The organism is Acidovorax sp. Root217 (assembly GCF_001428645.1).
Lineage (GTDB): Bacteria > Pseudomonadota > Gammaproteobacteria > Burkholderiales > Burkholderiaceae_C > Acidovorax.
In genome coordinates, this window is the sequence record NZ_LMIH01000040.1 from 26,446 (window position 1) to 44,297 (window position 17,852).

At 65.7% G+C, this 17,852-nt stretch carries 16 protein-coding genes and 3 tRNA genes; 9 read left to right on the top strand and 10 right to left on the bottom strand.

The genetic code is table 11. The features are described from left to right. Positions 1 to 10 precede the first annotated feature (10 nt). From greB to hrcA, 7 genes are all read right to left on the bottom strand, one after another. Positions 11 to 601, bottom strand: coding sequence for a transcription elongation factor GreB (greB, locus tag ASE31_RS26450; protein ID WP_057205465.1), 591 nt, complete (start codon positions 599 to 601; stop codon positions 11 to 13). A 52-nt stretch (positions 602 to 653) separates the two neighbouring features. After that, entirely contained in the window at positions 654 to 848 is a 195-nt protein-coding gene (locus ASE31_RS31940; protein WP_157412673.1) for a hypothetical protein, read from the bottom strand. Beyond that, positions 838 to 1,167 (bottom strand): hypothetical protein, encoded by a 330-nt coding sequence (locus ASE31_RS26455; protein WP_057205468.1) that lies wholly within the window; start codon positions 1,165 to 1,167, stop codon positions 838 to 840. The genes ASE31_RS31940 and ASE31_RS26455 overlap by 11 nt, the downstream gene beginning before the upstream one ends. 210 nt (positions 1,168 to 1,377) lie before the next feature. Continuing rightward, a tRNA-Arg gene (locus ASE31_RS26460) sits at positions 1,378 to 1,454 on the bottom strand. Between the two features lie 338 nt (positions 1,455 to 1,792). After that, positions 1,793 to 2,854, bottom strand: coding sequence for a hypothetical protein (locus tag ASE31_RS26465; RefSeq protein ID WP_057205470.1), 1,062 nt, complete (start codon positions 2,852 to 2,854; stop codon positions 1,793 to 1,795). 591 nt (positions 2,855 to 3,445) lie between these two features. Further along, positions 3,446 to 3,522 (bottom strand) — tRNA-Ile (locus ASE31_RS26470). 52 nt (positions 3,523 to 3,574) lie between these two features. Beyond that, positions 3,575 to 4,573 carry a heat-inducible transcriptional repressor HrcA gene (gene hrcA / locus ASE31_RS26475; RefSeq protein WP_007855554.1) on the bottom strand — a complete coding sequence of 333 codons (999 nt, stop codon included), beginning with the start codon at positions 4,571 to 4,573 and terminating at the stop codon, positions 3,575 to 3,577. Positions 4,574 to 4,938: 365 nt separating this feature from the next. On the opposite strand from hrcA, the gene ASE31_RS26480 reads away from it, so the two are divergent. From ASE31_RS26480 to rapZ, 3 genes are read left to right on the top strand one after another with little or no spacing between them, the layout of a single operon-like run. Further along, on the top strand, positions 4,939 to 5,844 hold the full coding sequence (locus ASE31_RS26480; RefSeq protein WP_057205471.1) for an NAD kinase: 906 nt from the start codon (positions 4,939 to 4,941) through the stop codon (positions 5,842 to 5,844). A gap of 2 nt (positions 5,845 to 5,846) precedes the next feature. Next, positions 5,847 to 7,577, top strand: coding sequence for a DNA repair protein RecN (gene recN / locus ASE31_RS26485; RefSeq protein WP_057205473.1), 1,731 nt, complete (start codon positions 5,847 to 5,849; stop codon positions 7,575 to 7,577). Beyond that, positions 7,567 to 8,445: an RNase adapter RapZ gene (gene rapZ / locus ASE31_RS26490; protein ID WP_057205475.1), complete on the top strand. Its 879-nt coding sequence runs from the start codon at positions 7,567 to 7,569 to the stop codon at positions 8,443 to 8,445. Before recN ends, rapZ begins: the two co-directional genes overlap by 11 nt. Positions 8,446 to 8,456: 11 nt before the next feature. Here rapZ and mutY read toward each other — a convergent pair whose 3' ends face one another. The 3 genes from mutY to mutM form a co-directional block, all read right to left on the bottom strand. Further along, a complete protein-coding gene (gene mutY, locus ASE31_RS26495) occupies positions 8,457 to 9,527 on the bottom strand; it encodes an A/G-specific adenine glycosylase (protein ID WP_057205476.1) in 1,071 nt (356 codons plus the stop codon). Continuing rightward, the gene (locus tag ASE31_RS26500) at positions 9,527 to 11,500 is read right to left on the bottom strand and encodes a dynamin family protein (protein ID WP_057205478.1); all 1,974 of its coding nucleotides are present in this window, start codon (positions 11,498 to 11,500) and stop codon (positions 9,527 to 9,529) included. Before ASE31_RS26500 ends, mutY begins: the two co-directional genes overlap by 1 nt. 159 nt (positions 11,501 to 11,659) lie before the next feature. Beyond that, a complete protein-coding gene (gene mutM / locus ASE31_RS26505) occupies positions 11,660 to 12,475 on the bottom strand; it encodes a bifunctional DNA-formamidopyrimidine glycosylase/DNA-(apurinic or apyrimidinic site) lyase (protein WP_057205480.1) in 816 nt (271 codons plus the stop codon). 29 nt (positions 12,476 to 12,504) lie between these two features. Between mutM and ASE31_RS26510 the strand changes: the two genes are divergently transcribed. The 6 genes from ASE31_RS26510 (at position 12,505) to ASE31_RS26535 (ending at position 17,645) form a co-directional block, all read left to right on the top strand. After that, positions 12,505 to 14,301: a tetratricopeptide repeat protein gene (locus ASE31_RS26510; protein ID WP_057205483.1), complete on the top strand. Its 1,797-nt coding sequence runs from the start codon at positions 12,505 to 12,507 to the stop codon at positions 14,299 to 14,301. Continuing rightward, the gene (locus ASE31_RS26515; protein WP_057205485.1) at positions 14,301 to 14,819 is read left to right on the top strand and encodes a lipoprotein insertase outer membrane protein LolB; all 519 of its coding nucleotides are present in this window, start codon (positions 14,301 to 14,303) and stop codon (positions 14,817 to 14,819) included. The genes ASE31_RS26510 and ASE31_RS26515 overlap by 1 nt, the downstream gene beginning before the upstream one ends. A gap of 24 nt (positions 14,820 to 14,843) precedes the next feature. Next, positions 14,844 to 15,707, top strand: coding sequence for a 4-(cytidine 5'-diphospho)-2-C-methyl-D-erythritol kinase (ispE, locus tag ASE31_RS26520; protein WP_057205488.1), 864 nt, complete (start codon positions 14,844 to 14,846; stop codon positions 15,705 to 15,707). 24 nt (positions 15,708 to 15,731) lie between these two features. After that, positions 15,732 to 15,808: transfer RNA gene (locus ASE31_RS26525), tRNA-Gln, on the top strand. A gap of 50 nt (positions 15,809 to 15,858) precedes the next feature. Further along, a complete protein-coding gene (locus ASE31_RS26530) occupies positions 15,859 to 16,833 on the top strand; it encodes a ribose-phosphate pyrophosphokinase (RefSeq protein ID WP_057205491.1) in 975 nt (324 codons plus the stop codon). Positions 16,834 to 17,012: 179 nt separating this feature from the next. Beyond that, positions 17,013 to 17,645, top strand: a complete 633-nt coding sequence (locus tag ASE31_RS26535; RefSeq protein ID WP_057205494.1) for a 50S ribosomal protein L25/general stress protein Ctc — start codon at positions 17,013 to 17,015, stop codon at positions 17,643 to 17,645. Positions 17,646 to 17,852 lie beyond the last annotated feature (207 nt).

Here is a 17,852-nt window from a genome sequence, read left to right on the forward strand (position 1 = left end):
GGCACAGCGGTCAGGGGGTCGAGGTTCCCTGCAGCGGTGGCGGATCGTGCCGCTCGTAGCGCACCTCCAGCACCTCTAGCGAACGCACGCCGCCCGGCGTGGGCAAAGGCACCTCGTCACCCACCCGGCTCTTGAGCAGAGCGCGCGCCACGGGCGAGACCCAGCTCACCTGGCCCTGGCCGCTGTCAGCCTCGTCGATGCCCATGATGGTGATGGTGCTCTTGGCGTCTTCCTGGTCCACATAGGTCACGGTGGCGCCGAAGAACACCTGGTCGCTGCCGGCATGGACCAGTGGGTCCACCACCTCGGCCACCTCCAGCCGCTTGGTGAGAAAGCGGATGCGCCGGTCGATCTCGCGCAGGCGCTTCTTGCCGTAGAGGTAGTCGCCATTTTCCGAGCGGTCGCCGTTGCTGGCCGCCCAGTGCACCACCTCGACGATCTTCGGGCGCTCGTTGTCGATCAGGTCCAGCAGTTCGCCGCGCAGACGGGCATAGCCTGCAGGCGTCATGTAGTTGCGCGACCCGGCCGGAATGGGGGGCAGCGCAGGCCCTTCGTCGTCATCGGCCTGCGTGTCGGATTCCTTGGTGAAAGCCTTGCTCATGGCGGCATGTTACCCGTGCCGCGGCGTGGACCGCCGCGCGCCTTGGCGTCCCTCAGGTCCTGGGGGGCTTGCCCACGGGGTCGTCGGCTTCGTTCTCCACTTCGCCCGCAAAAGCCCCGGCCCCGTCTGGCGATGGCACCGTGCCGCGTTGCTGCCGGGGCGGGGAAGGATGCGGTGCACTGACGAATGGCCTGGGCAGGTGCTCGGGCGCGCGGTGCTGCGGACGGTCCTTGGGATCAGTGGCCATGGTGGTCAGCTCCCCGGGGGGACATCTCTTCGGATACCGACACACCTTCACCCGACGCGGAAGTCACTGTCTCCCACACCAGTCCCAGTGCCCGGCATTGCAGGTGCAGTTCCTCGGTGGCGACATCGCGCTCCTGCGCATCGAACCGGAGCGTGGCCACCAGCCGGTCACCGCCGCGCAGCAACACTTCGTAGCCCCGGCCCTCCTGGTCTGTCCAACTGAAGAGTACAGCTTCCGCATCCGCCTCCACCGGTGTGGAGGCGAGGCGCTCGGATCCAGGATCGCGCTGGAACTGGCAGGTGACGGCGTGGGCGGGCATGGCTGTGGGAGGCGGAGTTCTTTGCAGTGAACTCTGCCCCACAGGGTGCGCCGGCCGGAGCGGGTGACGTGTAGGAAGACGGCGTGAGGTGCGTGCGAAAAGAGCGAGGCCCCTCCAAGGCCCCCCGGCGGCATCTGGCCAGATGCGGCATGAGAGCAGGACCCACCAAGGAAAAAGCCCTGATACCTTGCGATATCAGGGCTTACCTGTTGGTGCGGCTGGCAGGAATTGAACCCACGACCCCTTGGTTCGTAGCCAAGTACTCTATCCAACTGAGCTACAGCCGCTAAGCTTCAAATTATAGCATGGATTTTTCAACATTTCAAAAAATCACTGCTTTCTGTGTTCGCCACCAGAAAGATCCGAAGGCTTTCACAGAACTCGTCTGCTGCCTGTATTGTAGTTCACCCCGGAGGTGCCTTCAGGCAAAAACGCCAAATTTATTGGCCTGCTGCCCCGCATGGGTCTGCGCCGCGCCCTGCTGCAGTGCCGCGCTTGCACCGGTGCGACGCAGCAGGCCTGCACTGAGCGTTGCCGCCCTGCTCCCCTGCTCGGCAGTCCCATGCAAAAAGGCCCCGAAGGGCCTTTGCATAACCAGGTGAGCGGCGCGCCTGCGCCGACCGATTTACTGGGGCCAGATCTTGCCCTTGCTCACAAAAGCGCCGGTGCTGGTCTTGTAGCCGAAATACACCTCGACATTGAAGGCGCGCAGGTCCGTGTCCGTCAGGTCCAGCGAGGGCGTGAATTTCAAGCTCGTGGCGTTGGTGCCCAGACTCGAGTAAGCCACCGTCTCAGGGAACGGCAACACCAGTTGGGCCCAGCCATCGACCTTGCGGAAGAACCAGACATCCGTCGTGTAGAAAAGGCCGTTGGCGGGAATGCGTGCAGCAACCCAGGTGCTGATCTGCGGATTGGCAGCGACCTCAGTGGCCGACTGGGTCATCGTGATGTCCAGCCTGAGGGGCTGGCCGGTGGTGGAGAGCACCGAGGTGGTGACCGTCGTGCCGGTAACCGGTGGATTGGTGGTACCACCACCACCGCCAGGGCTTGCGGCGTCAACGGGGTCTGGAAAGGCGCTGGTGGTCCAGGAGATCTTGGCGTAGCCGGCCGCGTACTTGGGCATGTCGACGTCCAGGGCACCCTGGTAGTCGTAGAGCGCGGAGCCGCTCAGCTGGCGCACGTAGAGCCATTTGCCCTGGTCGGTGCTGCTGCGGTTGGCATCGAGCTGGCCGCCCACGAAGCGCAGGGTGCCGCCACCGTCGTGCACGACGAAATGATCGACGTCTTCATTGACCAGGCGTGTGAACGAGGAGTCGATGCGCTCGCCGGTCTGTGCCGCCTGGTACTCACTACCGCTCAGGGCGGCGACTCGGGTCGGCTCCTTGCCGTAGCGCAGCACGAAGGCCGACTGGGTGCCTTGGGCCGCATAGCCCGAGAATAGAAACGAACGGGTGCCTGCAGGAATGAAGATCTTGAATTCCTGGTTCTGCATCTGGAAGCCAGTGAATTCAGGCAGGGAGAGGGAGCCACCGCCAGGGAAAGCGCAGCCGCCCGTGCCAAAACCGATGGCGCAGCCCGTCACGCCGGTAGGAGCGTATTGCTCCTTGAAGCCGACCTTGGTGTCGAAGGTATAGCCGCTGCTGCCGGACGACAGAGACAGGGCAATTCTGTGTGCAGACTGGTGCATCGAAACGAAGTTTGCAGCCTGGGCAAACGTGGTCACTGCAGCTAAAAACAAAACAATTAGATACCGCATCGAATGGACTCCAAAAATAAAAATGGCTGAGCAGTGTCGGCAGGCTCCATTCGGCACACCCACCCCCTCGCAGACCAGGACGACCCAACCCTCCTGCTGGCACAGGCAGCGACGCCCCAGCGCCCTGGCCAGTCCAAGGCTTGCAAGAAGCGTGACATCGCGTGTCCTTGAATGTATCGATGACTTGGTGTCGTCGCAGTGACGTGGAGCACAAGTTACATGCGGACACCCGATCGGCGCAAAGTCCTACAAGACATAGTTTGCCAGCGCAGGCCATGGAAAAGGGCAAGGCCGACATCAGATGAGGGTTTCCCACGCCAAGGTGGCCGCCGGGGCCGATGGCGACACCGGAACGAAGCCCGCACAGGCCATGTTGGGCTTACCACAGCGGCCATGGCGGCCGACGGCATCCGTCACAAGGCAAGGCGGCACGTGAAGCCGTCGAAACAGGTTTTGCGGAACAGCCCCTGTTTTGCGGAACAAAACGCTCCGAAAACAATAGCAGAAAACCTAAACGGGATATGGTAGGGCGTGAGGGACTTGAACCCGCGACCAAAGGATTATGAGTCCTCTGCTCTAACCAACTGAGCTAACGCCCCGTGTACCTGACCGAAGATGGGGCACGCGGTATTGTAGGGGGTATCCAGGCGCTCAGCGGCGGTGGCTGAGGGCGTTGGACACCAGCTTGGAGGTGATGTCCACGATCTGGATCATGCGGTCGTAGGGCATGCGCGTGGGGCCGATCACGCCGAGCGTGCCGACCACCTTGCCATCCACCTCGTAGGGAGAGCTCACGATGGAGAGTTCCTCGAAGGGCACGACCTGGCTTTCGCCACCGATGTAGATGCGCACGCCCTCGGCCTGGCTGGAAAAATCCATCAGGCGCAGGATCTGCGTCTTCTGCTCGAACAGGTCGAAGGCGCGGCGCAGGTTGCCCATGTCGCTGGAAAAATCGCTGACCGACAGCAGGTTGCGCTCCCCGGAGATGACCACCTCATCCTGCGCCTCGCCTTCGGAGCCCACGTTGACGGCGGCCTGCATCAGCGTGCCGATCTCGCCGCGCAGCGCGTCGACCTCGGATTTGAGGCGCTCGCGCACCTGCTCCATGGCCAGGCCGGCGTAGTTGGCGTTGAGGAAATTGGCGGCCTCGATCAACTGCGACTGGGAGTGGTCGATGTCGGTGAAGATCACGCGGTTCTGCACATCGCCCTCGGGCGAGACGATGATCACCAGGAAGCGCCGCTCCGACAGCCTTAGGAATTCGATGTGCCGGAACACCGAGGTGCGCCGTGGCGCCATCACTACACCCACGAACTGCGACAGGTTGGACAGCAGGTTGGCGGCGTTGGCGATCACCTTCTGCGGCTGCTCAGGCGCCAGCGGGGGTGAAATCAAAGGGTCACGCTGCACGGTCAACATGGTGTCCACGAACAGGCGGTAGCCCTTGGCCGTGGGAATGCGCCCCGCTGAGGTGTGCGGGCTGGCGATCAGGCCCAGCTCTTCGAGGTCGGCCATCACGTTGCGGATGGTCGCCGGCGACAGGTCCATGCCGGAGGCGCGCGAGAGCGTGCGCGAGCCGACGGGCTGCCCATCGGCTATGTAGCGCTCCACGAGCGCTTTGAGCAACAACTTGGCGCGGTCATCGAGCATGCGGTCGATTTTAATGAGGGAAGTGGGTGATTCCCTGTCGGGTTTCGTCTATCGTTGTACGGAGCAGTCCGCATGGGATGCACTAGGAGCCTGTCGGACTTGGAGCGTCGAAAGCGAAAATCGGCCTCAGCGAGGGCAGTTTTTGCCGGATTTGCAGCCCCATAGCCAAGCTATGGGGCAAAAAGACGGTGGAAAATGGACCGCTGCGGCCGATTTGCAGCCGACGATTTCCAAGTCCGACAGGCTCCTCGCATTAAACACCCTGTCCGGCCTGGGCCGTTCGTATGGTGCCTTCCCGGCCAATGGTGGAGCACGCAAGGCCCCGCCCAGGCCCCGTGTTCTTACAACAATGATGTAATTTGACGATGACCTCCAATTTCCGCCATGTAGCGCTCATCGGCAAGTACCAGCAGGCATCGGGCACAGGCGCCTCCTCCATGACCGACAGTTCGCGCCAGGCCCTGCAGGACATTGCGCAGTTCCTCACGGGGCAGGGCTGCGAGGTGGCGCTGGAGGCCGAGACCGCTGCCAACACCGGCCTGTCCGGCTACCCCGCCATGGACGTGGACACCATCGGTGCCCGCTGCGATCTGGGCCTGGTGGTCGGCGGCGACGGCACCATGCTGGGCATCGGCAGGCAGTTGGCGCGCCACAGGACGCCGCTGATCGGCATCAACCAGGGGCGCCTGGGCTTCATCACCGATATCCCATTAGACACCTACCAGGCCACCCTGCCCCCGATGCTGCAGGGCGAGTACGAAGAAGACCTGCGCCCGCTGATGCACGCCCGCGTGGTGCGCGACGGCCAGGTGGTCTTCGAGGCGCTGGCCATGAACGACGTGGTGGTGAACCGCGGCGCCACCTCGGGCATGGTGGAGCTGCGCGTGGAAGTGGGCGGCCGCTTCGTAGCCAACCAGCGGGCCGATGGCCTGATCATCGCCTCGCCCACGGGCTCCACGGCCTACGCACTGTCGGCCGGTGGCCCCATGCTGCACCCGTCCATCCCCGGCTGGGTGCTGGTACCCATCGCACCGCACACCTTGTCCAACCGGCCCATCGTGCTGTCGGATGCCACCGAGATCGCCGTCGAGGTGGTCAGCGGCCGCGACGTGAGCGCCAATTTCGACATGCAGTCACTGGCCTCGCTGCTGCACGGCGACCGCATCCTGGTGCAGCGCTCCGAGCACTGCGTGCGCTTTCTGCACCCGCTGGGCTGGAACTACTTTGCCACCCTGCGCAAGAAGCTGCGCTGGAACGAAGGGGGCTCCTGACCATGGCCCTGAGGCGCATCACGCTGCGTGATTTCGTCATCGTCCAGGCGCTGGAGCTGGACCTGCAGAGTGGTTTCACCGTGCTCACCGGCGAGACAGGGGCCGGCAAGTCCATCCTCATCGACGCCGTGCAACTGGTGCTCGGCGCCCGGGCCGATGCCGCGCTGGTGCGCGAAGGCTGCCCCCGCACCGACGTGTGTGCCGAATTCGACACCCCGCCCGCCGCCAGGCCCTGGCTCGAAGAAGCCGGGCTGGAGGGCGAGGAACTGCTGCTGCTGCGCCGCACCGTGGACACGCAGGGCAAGAGCCGCGGCTGGATCAACGGCACGCCCGCCACCGCTACGCAACTGCGCGCGCTCGGCGAGCTGCTGCTCGACATCCACGGCCAACATGCCTGGCAGAGCCTGACGCGGCCCGAATCGGTGCGCGGCCTGCTCGACGCCTACTCGGGCACCAGCGACCGGGCGACGCTTGCGCGCTGGAACCAGTGGCGGGCCGACCAGAAGGCACTGGCCCAGGCCCGCGCCGCCCAGGCCACCCTGCAGCAGGAGCGCGAGCGCCTGCAGTGGCAGATCGCCGAGGTCGACAAGCTGGCCCCGGGCGATGACGAATGGCCCGAACTCGACGCGCAGCACAAGCGCCTGTCCAACGCCTCGGCATTGATGGAAGCGGCCAACGCCGCCATCGCTGCCCTGTCGGGTGGCGATGCGGAGGGCGGCGGCGCGCTGGACGGACTCTCGCGCGCCCAGGACCTGCTGCAGGACCACGAGCACCTCGAAGCCAAATTCGCCAGCGCCGCCGATATCCTCAACTCCGCCGTGGCGCAGGCCGGCGATGTGGTGCATTCGCTGCACGCCTACCTGCGCCACAACGACCTGGACCCCGAGCGCCTGGCCGCCGTGGATGCGCGCCTGTCGCTGTGGATGACGCTCTCGCGGCGCTACAAGCGCAGCCCAGTGGAGCTGCCCGCATTGCTGCACGGCTGGAAGGCCGAGCTGCAACAACTCGACGCCGCCGCCGACCTGGTGGCGCTGGAAAAGGCCGAGGCCGCCAGTGCCCGGGCCTACCAGGCCGCGGCGCGCGCCTTGTCGCTGGCGCGGGCCAAAGGCGCGCCGCGGCTGTCGGCCGCCATCACCCAGGCCATGCAGGGCCTGGGCATGGCCGGCGGCCAGTTCGAGGTGGCCCTGGGCAAGCTGGCCGAGCCTGCCGCCCATGGCACGGACGATGTGGCCTTCCTCGTGGCGGGCCACCCGGGCGCAAGCCCCAGGCCCATCGGCAAGGTGGCCTCGGGCGGTGAACTGTCGCGCATCTCGCTGGCGATCTCGGTCACCACCAGCGCACTGGGCGAGGCGCCTACGCTGATCTTCGACGAGGTGGACTCGGGCGTGGGCGGGGCCGTGGCCGACACCGTGGGCCGGCTCATGCAGCAACTGGGGCGCGACCGCCAGGTGCTCACCGTGACCCACCTGCCCAAGGTGGCCGCGCGCGCCGACCACCACCTGGTGGTATCCAAGCGCAGCGGCGCCAAGGGCACGGCCAGCGAGGTCGTGGCCGTGCAGGGCAAGGACCGCATCTCCGAAGTGGCCCGCATGCTGGGCGGCGACGATTCCAGCAAGGCCACCGTGGCCCATGCGCGCGAGATGCTCGATGTCGCTCCACCACCGGCGCCAGTTGCGCCGCCCGCCCGCAGCCCCAAGAGGAAGAACACGAAAAAGGCAACCGATGGCGCTTGAGATTGTGCTGATCACGGGCATGTCCGGCTCCGGCAAGTCGGTGGCACTGCATGCCCTGGAGGATGCGGGCTACTACTGCGTGGACAACCTGCCGCCCGAGCTGCTGCCGGCCTTCGTGGCGCTGGAGCACCGCCACCACGGCAACCGGGTTGCCATCGCGATGGACGTGCGCAGCGCCACCTCCCTGCCGCTGGTGCCGCTGGAGCTCGACCGGCTGCGCAAGCAGGGCGTGGTGGTGCACTCGCTGTTCCTCGATGCAACCATCGACACGCTGGTGCGGCGTTTTTCCGAAACGCGCCGGCGCCACCCGCTGTCGCACGACGAGCTGACTCCGGACACCCTCAAGCAGGGCCGGCGCGCGCTGGTGCAGATCATCGAGCTTGAGCGTGAGCTGCTGGCCGACCTGCGCGAGGAGGCGCACGTCATCGACACCAGCGCCATCCGCTCCTCGCAACTGCAAAGTTACGTAAAGACGCTGATGGCGACGGCGCCAGGGCAGCTGACCCTGGTGTTCCAGTCGTTCGCCTTCAAGCGTGGCATACCGGTGGATGCGGACTACGTGTTCGACGTGCGCATGCTGCCCAACCCGCACTACGAGCCCGAGCTGCGCGACCAGACCGGGCTGGACGCCCCCGTGGCCGACTTCCTGCGCGCGCAGCCGGACGTGTCGCTGATGCAGGGGCACATCGAGGGCTTCCTGGCCCACTGGCTGGAGATGCTGGACCGCAACCACCGCAGCTATGTCACCGTGGCAATCGGCTGCACCGGTGGGCAGCACCGCTCGGTGTACCTGGTGGAGCGCCTGGCCGAGGCCTTTGGCAAGCGCTGGGCCACCCTGCGACGCCACCGCGAACTCGACGGGCGCTGAGCGAGCGCGCCCTACAGCAGGCCGCCGAAGAGATTGCCCAGCAGCTTGCGGATGGGCGCAGGCAGCCCCATCCCTTCCCACTCGCTGGCGCTGAACCAGCCGCCCTCCCCGGCCGCATCGCGTGCCACGGGCACCGTGAGCACCACGGGGTGCAGATGCAGGTCACGGTGCGTCAGCACGTGCATGAAACCGCCCAGCGCCTCGGTCTGCCCCGGCGCCACTGGCGCGGGCAGGTGCGCCAGGTGGTCGTGCAGGTGCGCCTCGTCGGCGAACACCGGCAGGCAGAACAGCCCGGCCCAGATACCCGAATCGGGCCGGCGTTCCAGCCACACGCGGCCCTCGCCATCGCGCATCACCAGCAGCCACCACGATTCGGCCCGGCGCTTGAGCTTGCGCGTGCGCACCGGGTAGCGCTCGGCATCGCCGGCCTGGCCGGCCACGCAGATGTCCAGCAGCGGGCAGGGCGGGCAGTCGGGCGCGCGCGGGCTGCACAGCGAGGCACCCAGGTCCATCAGCCCCTGGGTGTAGCGCGGCATGGCGTTGGCGAGGTCGTCCACGGGCAGCAGCGCCTCGGCCTGGTCCCAGAGCAGGCGCTCATTCCTGGCCACGGCCAGGTCGGCGTCGAAGCCCAGCACCCGCGTGAGCACACGGCGCACGTTGGCATCGAGGATGGGCGTGCGCTCGGCAAAGCAGAATGAGGCAATCGCCCCGGCCGTCGAGCGGCCGATGCCCGGCAGGGTGGCAAGCACCTCGGCCGTGCGCGGGAAGGCGCCGCCGTGCAGCGCCACCACGGCCTGGGCGCAGGCATGCAGGTTGCGCGCCCGGCTGTAGTAACCGAGGCCGCTCCACAGGCCCATGACCTCGTCCTGCGGTGCAGCGGCCAGGGCCTGTACGTCGGGGAATTTTTCCAGGAAGCGGGCGTAGTAACCCAGCACGGTGCTTACCTGGGTCTGCTGCAGCATGATCTCGGACAGCCACACCCGGTAGGGGTCGCGCGTGTTTTGCCAGGGCAGGTGGTTGCGCCCGGCCGTCGCCTGCCAGCGCACCACGCGCTGCGCCACCCCACCCGCCCGCGCGTGCATCAAAGCGGCAGGGCCACGTCCACGGGGGACTCTTCGGCGGCGGCCTGCTCGGCGTCCGGTGGCGCAATCAGCTGCGAGGTCAACTCCTGCAGGCGATGCTCCAGCTGGATGAGTTCACCCTCGCCCTGCTCGATCTCGGCGATGCGCTCCACCAAGCCGCTGGCGGCCTGCTGGATGCGGTCCACCGCCTCCATGCGGCGGGCGAAGCTGCGGCGCCGCTCGCGCAGTTGCGCGTCGAGCTGCGCTGTGGCGGACTTGCTCCACAGCTCCAGGTCGTTGGCGGCGGACTCGTACACGGTGCGCAGGCGCATGGCCAGGGCACGCACCAGGCGCTCGGAAAACTCGGGCTGGGCCAGCTTGAGCGAGTTGCCCAGGCCCAGGTACTGCAGGTGGCTTTGCTCGATCTGCGACAGGTCGTGCGCAAAATGCTCCAGCTGCGGCGGCGGCGGCACCTGCAGCGAGAAACCGAACTCGGCGTTGAGCTGGCGGAAGGTGCCACCCAGCATGGCCTGGATCTCGGTGCCCGAGGCCTGGGCCTTGTCCAGCGTGCCGCGCAGCTTGTCGAAGGTCTGCACGTAGATCTTCTTCACGCCCAACTTGAGGCCCTTTTGCTGCAGCAGTTGCGCCAGCTCGGCCAGCTCCACCTTGAGGGCCTTGGAGCCCAGTTGCTGGAACACATCGCGCAAGAGCTTCAGGTGCACGGCGCGCACGGCCTGGATCTTGGAGGCGGAGAGGTCGAACTCGTGCTGCTCCTGCTCGATGCGCTGGCGCATGGATTCGATGACCGAGGCATTCTTGCCGCGCAGGCTGCGCAGCTCGGCCATCTGGTCGTCCAGGTCGCGCCGGCGGATGTTGATGACACGCGCCGTCTCGGCGCGCAGGCCGGCCACGCCCGTGGCCACAGCTGCGCGCAGGATGGCCTGGCGCTGGCCCATGATGCCCTTGGCCAGCACTTCTTCGAGCACGGGCAGGCCACTGGTCTCCAGCAGCAGGTCGTCGGCGGTGATCTTGGCGACCAGGCCCTTCTGCGCGGAAACGGGCACCACCTTCTCCACCGCCACGCCCAGCATCTCGGCGGCCGTGCTGCGCTGGCGGTCCATCTGCGCCTGGATCTGCTCGGCGGAGTTGAGCGTGTCCCACAGGGTATCGATCTTGTTGAGCACGACCAGGCGGGCGTCCATGCTCTCGGCCGAGGTGGCCAGGTGCTCACGCCAGATGGACAGGTCCGAGCGGGTCACCCCGGTGTCGGCGCTCAGGATGAACACCACCGCATGGGCCTGGGGAATCAGGTTCACCGTGAGCTCGGGCTCCGCCCCCACAGCGTTCAGGCCCGGGGTGTCCAGGATCACCAGCCCCTGCTTGAGCAGCGGATGGGGAATGTTGATGATGGCGTGGCGCCACATGGGCACCTCGACCAGGCCATTGGCATCGGGGATCGGGTTCTCGTCCACCAGATCGTCGTGCCAGAAACCCAGCGCGCGGGCGTTGTCCAGGCTCACGCGGCGCACTTCGGCCACCTTTTCGAGGGCCTTGGCGATCTGGTCGGCGTCGTTTACATCCAGCGGGATCTCGTGCCAGCGATCGGGCCGCATGCGCCATTCGGCCAGGCCGTGCATCTGCAGGCGTGTCTCGATGGGCAAGAGGCGCAGGCTGGGGGCGAACTCGGCGTCGTAGCCCAGCTCGGTGGGGCACATGGTGGTGCGCCCCGCGCTGGCGGGCATGATGCGCCGGCCATAGTCGGCGAAGAAGATCGCGTTGATCAGCTCGGATTTGCCGCGCGAGAACTCGGCAACGAACGCAACCATCACCTTGTCGGTGCGGACCTGACTCTCCAGGCGCTGCAGTCGCTCCTGGACGGACGCGTCCATCAGCTCATGGGAGGACATCCACTCGGCCAGCTGCTTGAGCTGCTGAGCGAACGCACGTCTCCACGCGCCATGCTGGTCAAACTGCTCGTTGAATGAAGGTCCCACTTTGCTCCCGGCGTTCGATAACGACTGTTTCTGAACAAACAAAATATAGCATCGACTGCGCGCCAGCCATAGCTGTGGATGGTGCTTATGTACCACCCCGGCCAGGCCGGGCCATTTTTACGCACAAGCGGCAACCGGCCGGCACGGTGCCTGCCCCTGTCATGCCCGCTGGCAGCGTGGGCAGAAATAGCTGCTGCGCTGGCCCTGGCGAAGCGCCTTGATGGGCGTGCCGCAGACCTTGCAGGGCGCGCCCTCGCGCCCGTACACGTTGGCATGGGCCTGGTAGCTGCCATAGGCGCCGTCGGCGTTGGAAAAATCCTTGAGCGTGCTGCCGCCCAACTCCACGGCACGCTCCAGCACCTGCCGTATGGCTGCATGCAGCCGTCCCATTCTGGCCGGGCCAATGCGTGCCGATGGTGTCTGCGGGCGAATACCCGACAGAAACAGTACCTCCGACGCATAGATGTTGCCGACCCCCACCACGACCTTGCCCCCGAGCAGCATCTGCTTGATGGGCACGCGGCTGGCCTTGATGCCGCGGCTGAAGGCATCCAGGGAGAAATCGTCGGACAGAGGCTCCATGCCGAGGCCGCCGAGCAGCTTGGCCGCCACCGGGTCGGCCTCGCCCGCTGCGTGCACCACCGCGCCGAAGCGACGGGGGTCGTGCAGGCGCAAGGTGCCCTGGGTGGTGACCAGGTCGAAATGGTCATGGGGCCCCGGCGGCGGCAGGCCCTGCGCAAACCGAAGGCTGCCGGACATGCCCAGGTGCACCAGCAGCACCCCCTGATCCAGGTCCACCAGCAGGTACTTGCCCCGGCGGCGCACGCCAGAGACACTGCGCCCGACCAAGGCACCGCCATCGCCCCCCAACGGCCAGCGCAGCGGCTTGCCCATGCGCACGGCGGTGACCTGGGCGCCAGCGATGGCCTGCGCAAAACTGCGCCGCGTTACTTCCACTTCGGGCAACTCAGGCATCCAAAGCCCTCACAAACAGGTTGTCATGCATGGATTATTATGGGTCGATGGTGCCTTCAAACTACTTTCGGTATGCCGTCCTGACACTTGCTCTTGCAGCAGTAACCACGGCAGGCCTTGCCCAGCAACCCGGCGTTGCGGCGCCACAGGCGGCCGAGCCGGCGCCCGATGATGCCCCCAGCAGCAACCCTGCGCTGGACGCAGAATTGTTCTATGAAATCCTCATGGGCGAGATCAATGCCCGCACCGGCGAGGCAGGCACAGGCTATGCCCTCATGCTGGAAGCGGCGCGGCGCACCAACAACCCCCAGCTTTACCAGCGGGCCTCCGACATGGCCTTGCAGGCACGCGCGGGCGACCACGCACTGTTAGCCGCCAAGGCCTGGCGCGAAGCCCAGCCGGACTCGCGCGAGGCCAACCGCTATGTGCTGCAGATACTGATCGCCCTGAACCGCATCGGCGAAACCCCGGAACTGCTGCGCCAGGAACTGGCCCAGGCCCCCGTCCAGGCCAAACCCGCCATCTTGGGCATCGTGCCCCAGATGTTCGCCCGTGCCAGCGACAAGCCACTGGCCGCCAAGGTGGTCGAGCAGGCCCTGGCAGACGAGCTGGCCAAGCCAGCCAATGCGGCAGCCGCGCACATTGCCATCGGGCGTGTGCGCCTGGCTGCCGGCGACAAGACCGGCGCGCTGGCCAGCGCCCGTGCCGCCCAGGACCTGGACCCCACCAGCGAAGGTCCCGCCCGGCTGGGCATGGAGCTGCAGGAAGAGAGCGTGCCCGAAGGGGAAGCGCTGGTGGCCCGTTATTTCGCCAGCCAGCCGCAGGCCACGCCTGAGATGCAGATGGCCTACTCGCGCGTACTGCTCGGCCAGCAGAAGTACGCCGAGGCCAAGGTCCAGCTCGAAGCCGTGACCCGCGCCAAGCCGGACCTGCCCGAGCCCTGGCTGGTGCTGGCCACGCTGCAGTTGCAGGACAACCGGCTGGACCTGTCCGAAACCTCGCTCAAACGCTTCCTGACGCTCATCGAGGGCCCGGACATCAACAGGGAAGCACGCCAGCGCAGCCTCAACCAGGCCTACCTCCTGTACGCGCAGATCGCCGAGAAGAAGGGCGATTTCGCGGGCGCCGAGGGCTGGCTGGCGCGCATCGAGAATTCGAGCGAGCTGTTCAGCGCGCAAAGCCGCCGCGCCTCACTGCTGGCCAAGCAAGGCAAGATCGCCGAGGCCCGCGCGTTGCTGCGCGCCCTGCCCGGCGTGACCGAGGACGACAAGCGCATGAAGCTGCTGGCCGAAGTACAGCTGCTGCGCGACCAGCGCCTGTTCAAGGAAGCCTACGAGGTTCAGACCGAGCTCGTGGCCCTGGCCCCGGAAGACGGCGAACTGCTGTACGACCAGGCCATGCTGGCCGAGAAGGTCGGCCAGTTCGACACCATGGAAAAACTGCTGCGCCAGATCATTGCGCGCCAGCCGGACTACCACCACGCCTACAACGCGCTGGGCTATTCGCTGGCCGAGCGCGGCCAGCGCCTGCCCGAGGCCCGGCAATTGATCGCCAAGGCCCTGGAGCTGGCACCGGGCGACCCCTTCATCACCGACAGCCTAGGCTGGGTGGAGTTCCGCATGGGCAACAAGGCCAAGGCGCGCAGCCTGCTCGAAACCGCGTTCAAGTCCCGGCCCGACGCCGAGATCGCCGCCCACCTGGGTGAAGTGGTCTGGAGCATGGGCGAGCGCGACAAGGCCCTGGGCATCTGGCGCGAAGGCCTGCGCCTGAACCCCGAAAACGACAGCCTCAAGGACACCTTGAAGCGCCTGGGGGCGAAGCCCTGATGCGGCTCCTTGCCGGCAATGGCAACCCCTTTGCGCTGCGCCAATGGATGGCATGGCTGGCCCTGGCCTGCACGCTGTGGCTCACAGGCTGCGCCCAGCCGCCCCGGGCGGCCGAGTCCGGCACCGCATCGTGGTCGGGCCGCCTGTCGCTGCAGGTGGAAGGCCAGGCATCGCAATCGTTCTCCTCGCTGTTCGACCTGCAGGGCAATCCCGACAAGGGCGAGCTGGTGCTCACCAGCCCGCTGGGCAACACGCTGGCGCGGCTGCAGTGGGACGCGGGGCGCGCGCAGCTCACCACCGGGCAGGAAACCCGCGAGTCCACCTCGCTCGACGAATTGCTGCGCCAGGCCACCGGCACGGCCATCCCGGTTGCTGCCATCTTCGAGTGGCTCAATGGCAACCAGGCCACCGCCACCGGCTGGCAGGCCGACCTCTCGGGCAGCGCCGGCGGCCGGCTGGTGGCCCGGCGCCACGACCCCGCACCCGAAGCCACGCTGCGCATCGCCTTCAGCCGCTGAGCCGCGCCCTGCCCCCTTTTTTCCATGCACGCGCTGTACGACGTACCGGCTCCGGCCAAGCTCAATCTGTTTCTGCACATCACAGGGCGGCGCGCCGATGGCTACCACCTGCTGCAGTCGGTGTTCATGCTCATCGACTGGTGCGACACCCTGCACTTCGAGCGCCGCGCAGGCGGCGCCCTGAGCCGCGAAGACCTGGGCCCGGCCCTGCCCGAGATGGACCTGGTGCTGCGCGCAGCGCACGCCCTGCAGGCGGCCACGGGCTGCACCGAGGGCGCGCACATCGGCATCACCAAGCGCATCCCCGCGCAGGCCGGCATGGGCGGGGGCTCGTCGGACGCAGCCAGCACGCTGCTGGCCCTGAACCGGCTGTGGGGCCTGAACCTGTCGCGCCAGGCGCTGCAGAAGATCGGCCTGGCCCTTGGCGCAGACGTTCCGTTTTTTTTATGCGGCACGAACGCTTTTGTCGAAGGAATTGGTGAGACAATCACGCCGCTTGAGAATGCACAGCAACTTCCGCAAGCACGCTTCGCGGTCGTCAAGCCCGCAGCAGGATTGGAGACAAAAGCAATTTTTTCTTCGTCGAGTTTGAAACGTGATTCTGGCTGTGCTACAATCTTAGGCTTTGCTGCAACACACTTTGACTTCGGTCGAAACGATCTGCAGCCAGTTGCCGAGGCACTGTGCCCCGATGTTACGCAAGCCCTTTCGTGGCTTTCGCAGCGCGGGATGCGACCCAGGATGACAGGCTCAGGAAGTGCTGTGTTTGCACAAATGCCACATGCGATGGATCTTCAAGGCGCCCCCGGCGACTGGCAGATTAAGGCATGTGACAATTTGATGGTTCATCCTCTGGCAGGGTGGGCATCAGACGAGAATTTCGGTTAGCTGCTTTCAGCAGTTGACCCGTGTAGGGGAGTCGCCAAGCTGGTTAAGGCACCGGATTTTGATTCCGGCATGCGAAGGTTCGAATCCTTCTTCCCCTGCCAAATATCTACTCGCGTAGTACGGGCTTTTTTTTCAGACCGCTGGGACGCTCATGCAAGGCAATCAACCCGACTTCATGGTATTCACCGGCAATGCCAATCCTGGCATGGCAGCTGAAATTGCCCAACACCTCGGGACCACCCTCGGCGCTGCCGATGTGGGCCGGTTCTCCGACGGTGAAGTGACCGTCGAGATCAAGCAGAACGTGCGTGCGCGCGATGTGTTCGTGGTGCAGTCCACCTGCGCCCCGACCAACGAAAACCTGATGGAACTGCTGATCATGGTCGATGCGCTCAAGCGTGCATCGGCAGAGCGCATCAGCGCCGTGATACCCTACTTCGGCTACGCCCGCCAGGACCGCCGCCCCCGCTCGTCGCGCGTGCCCATCACCGCCAAGGTGGTGGCCAACATGCTGCAGGCCGTGGGTGTGGCCCGCGTGCTGACCATGGACCTGCATGCCGACCAGATCCAGGGTTTCTTCGACATCCCGGTGGACAACATCTACGCATCGCCCGTGCTGCTGGGCGACCTGCGCCAGAAGAATTACGAAGACCTGATCGTGGTCTCGCCCGATGTCGGCGGCGTGGTGCGCGCCCGTGCGCTGGCCAAACAGCTCAACTGCGATCTGGCCATCATCGACAAGCGCCGCCCCAAGGCCAACGTGTCCGAAGTCATGCACGTGATCGGCGAGATCGAAGGCCGCAACTGCGTGATCATGGATGACATGATCGACACCGCCGGCACGCTGGTGAAGGCCGCCGAGGTGCTCAAGGAGCGTGGCGCCAAGAAGGTGTACGCCTACTGCACGCACCCCATTTTCTCGGGTCCCGCCATCGAACGCATCGCCAAGGGCTCGGCCCTTGATGAAGTGGTGGTGACCAACACGATTCCCTTGAACGACAACGCCAAGGGATGCGCAAAAATCCGCCAGCTCTCCGTGGCCCCGCTGATCGCCGAAACGATCCAGCGCATTGCCAAGGGCGAGTCGGTGATGAGTCTGTTCTCGGACCAGGACAACCTGTTCTGACATGCCCCGGGGCTCGCAAGAGGCCCTCGGCTTTGCAAGATGGTTGACATCAAGCCTCCTTCGGGAGGCTTGTCCGTTGGTTCGGGAACGCAATGTGGCCTGCCTGCCCTCTGGGTCAAAGCAGGCCTTTTTAAAACAGGGCAAGACTGGTCGCGGTCTGTCCTTTTCAGGAGCTAGTTATGAACTTCGTCGCTTTTGAGCGCGCCAAGCAAGGTACGGGTGCGAGCCGCCGTCTGCGCAATTCGGGCAAGACGCCTGGCATCGTCTACGGCGGTACTGCCGAACCCCAACTGATCGAGATCGACCACAACGCACTGTGGCACGCCCTCAAGAAGGAAGCCTTCCACTCCAGCGTGCTGGACATGGAAGTGGCCGGCGCCACCAGCAAGGTTCTGCTGCGTGACGTGCAATACCACCCCTACAAGCAACTCGTGCTGCACATCGACTTCCAGCGTGTGGATGCCAAGACCAAGCTGCACATGAAGGTGCCACTGCACTACAGCGGCGCTGAAGAGTCCAAGGCTGTCAAGGTCGACAACTGCCTGGTGAACCCCGTCGTGAACGAACTCGACGTGACCTGCATGCCTTCGGACCTGCCTGAGTTCATCGCCGTGGACCTGTCCACGCTCGAAAAGGGTGCTTCGCTGCACCTCAAGAGCATCAAGCTGCCAAAGGGCGTGACCCCCGTGATCCGCGGTGGCCAGAACAATCCCGTGCTGGTCTCCGTGACCAACCCGGTCGTGGTTGTCGAGACGCCTGTGGAAGCCGCTCCTGCAGCGGATGCCAAGGGCAAGGGCAAGGGCAAGAAGTAATTCTTGGCTTTTTCCTGTCCGGATCAGCGTTGCCCTGGTGGCGCTGCTTCCAGCAACAAGAACGGCTCACTTCGGTGGGCCGTTTTTGTTTTGTGCTTCTGCTTGGGTTGGTTAGTTGGTTGCAGTGGTTGCACTGTGCCTGGATTGAGGGCGGAGGCCGGGATGTGCGCCCGGCGGCGCACCCACCTTCTTTTGCGTCGCCAAAAG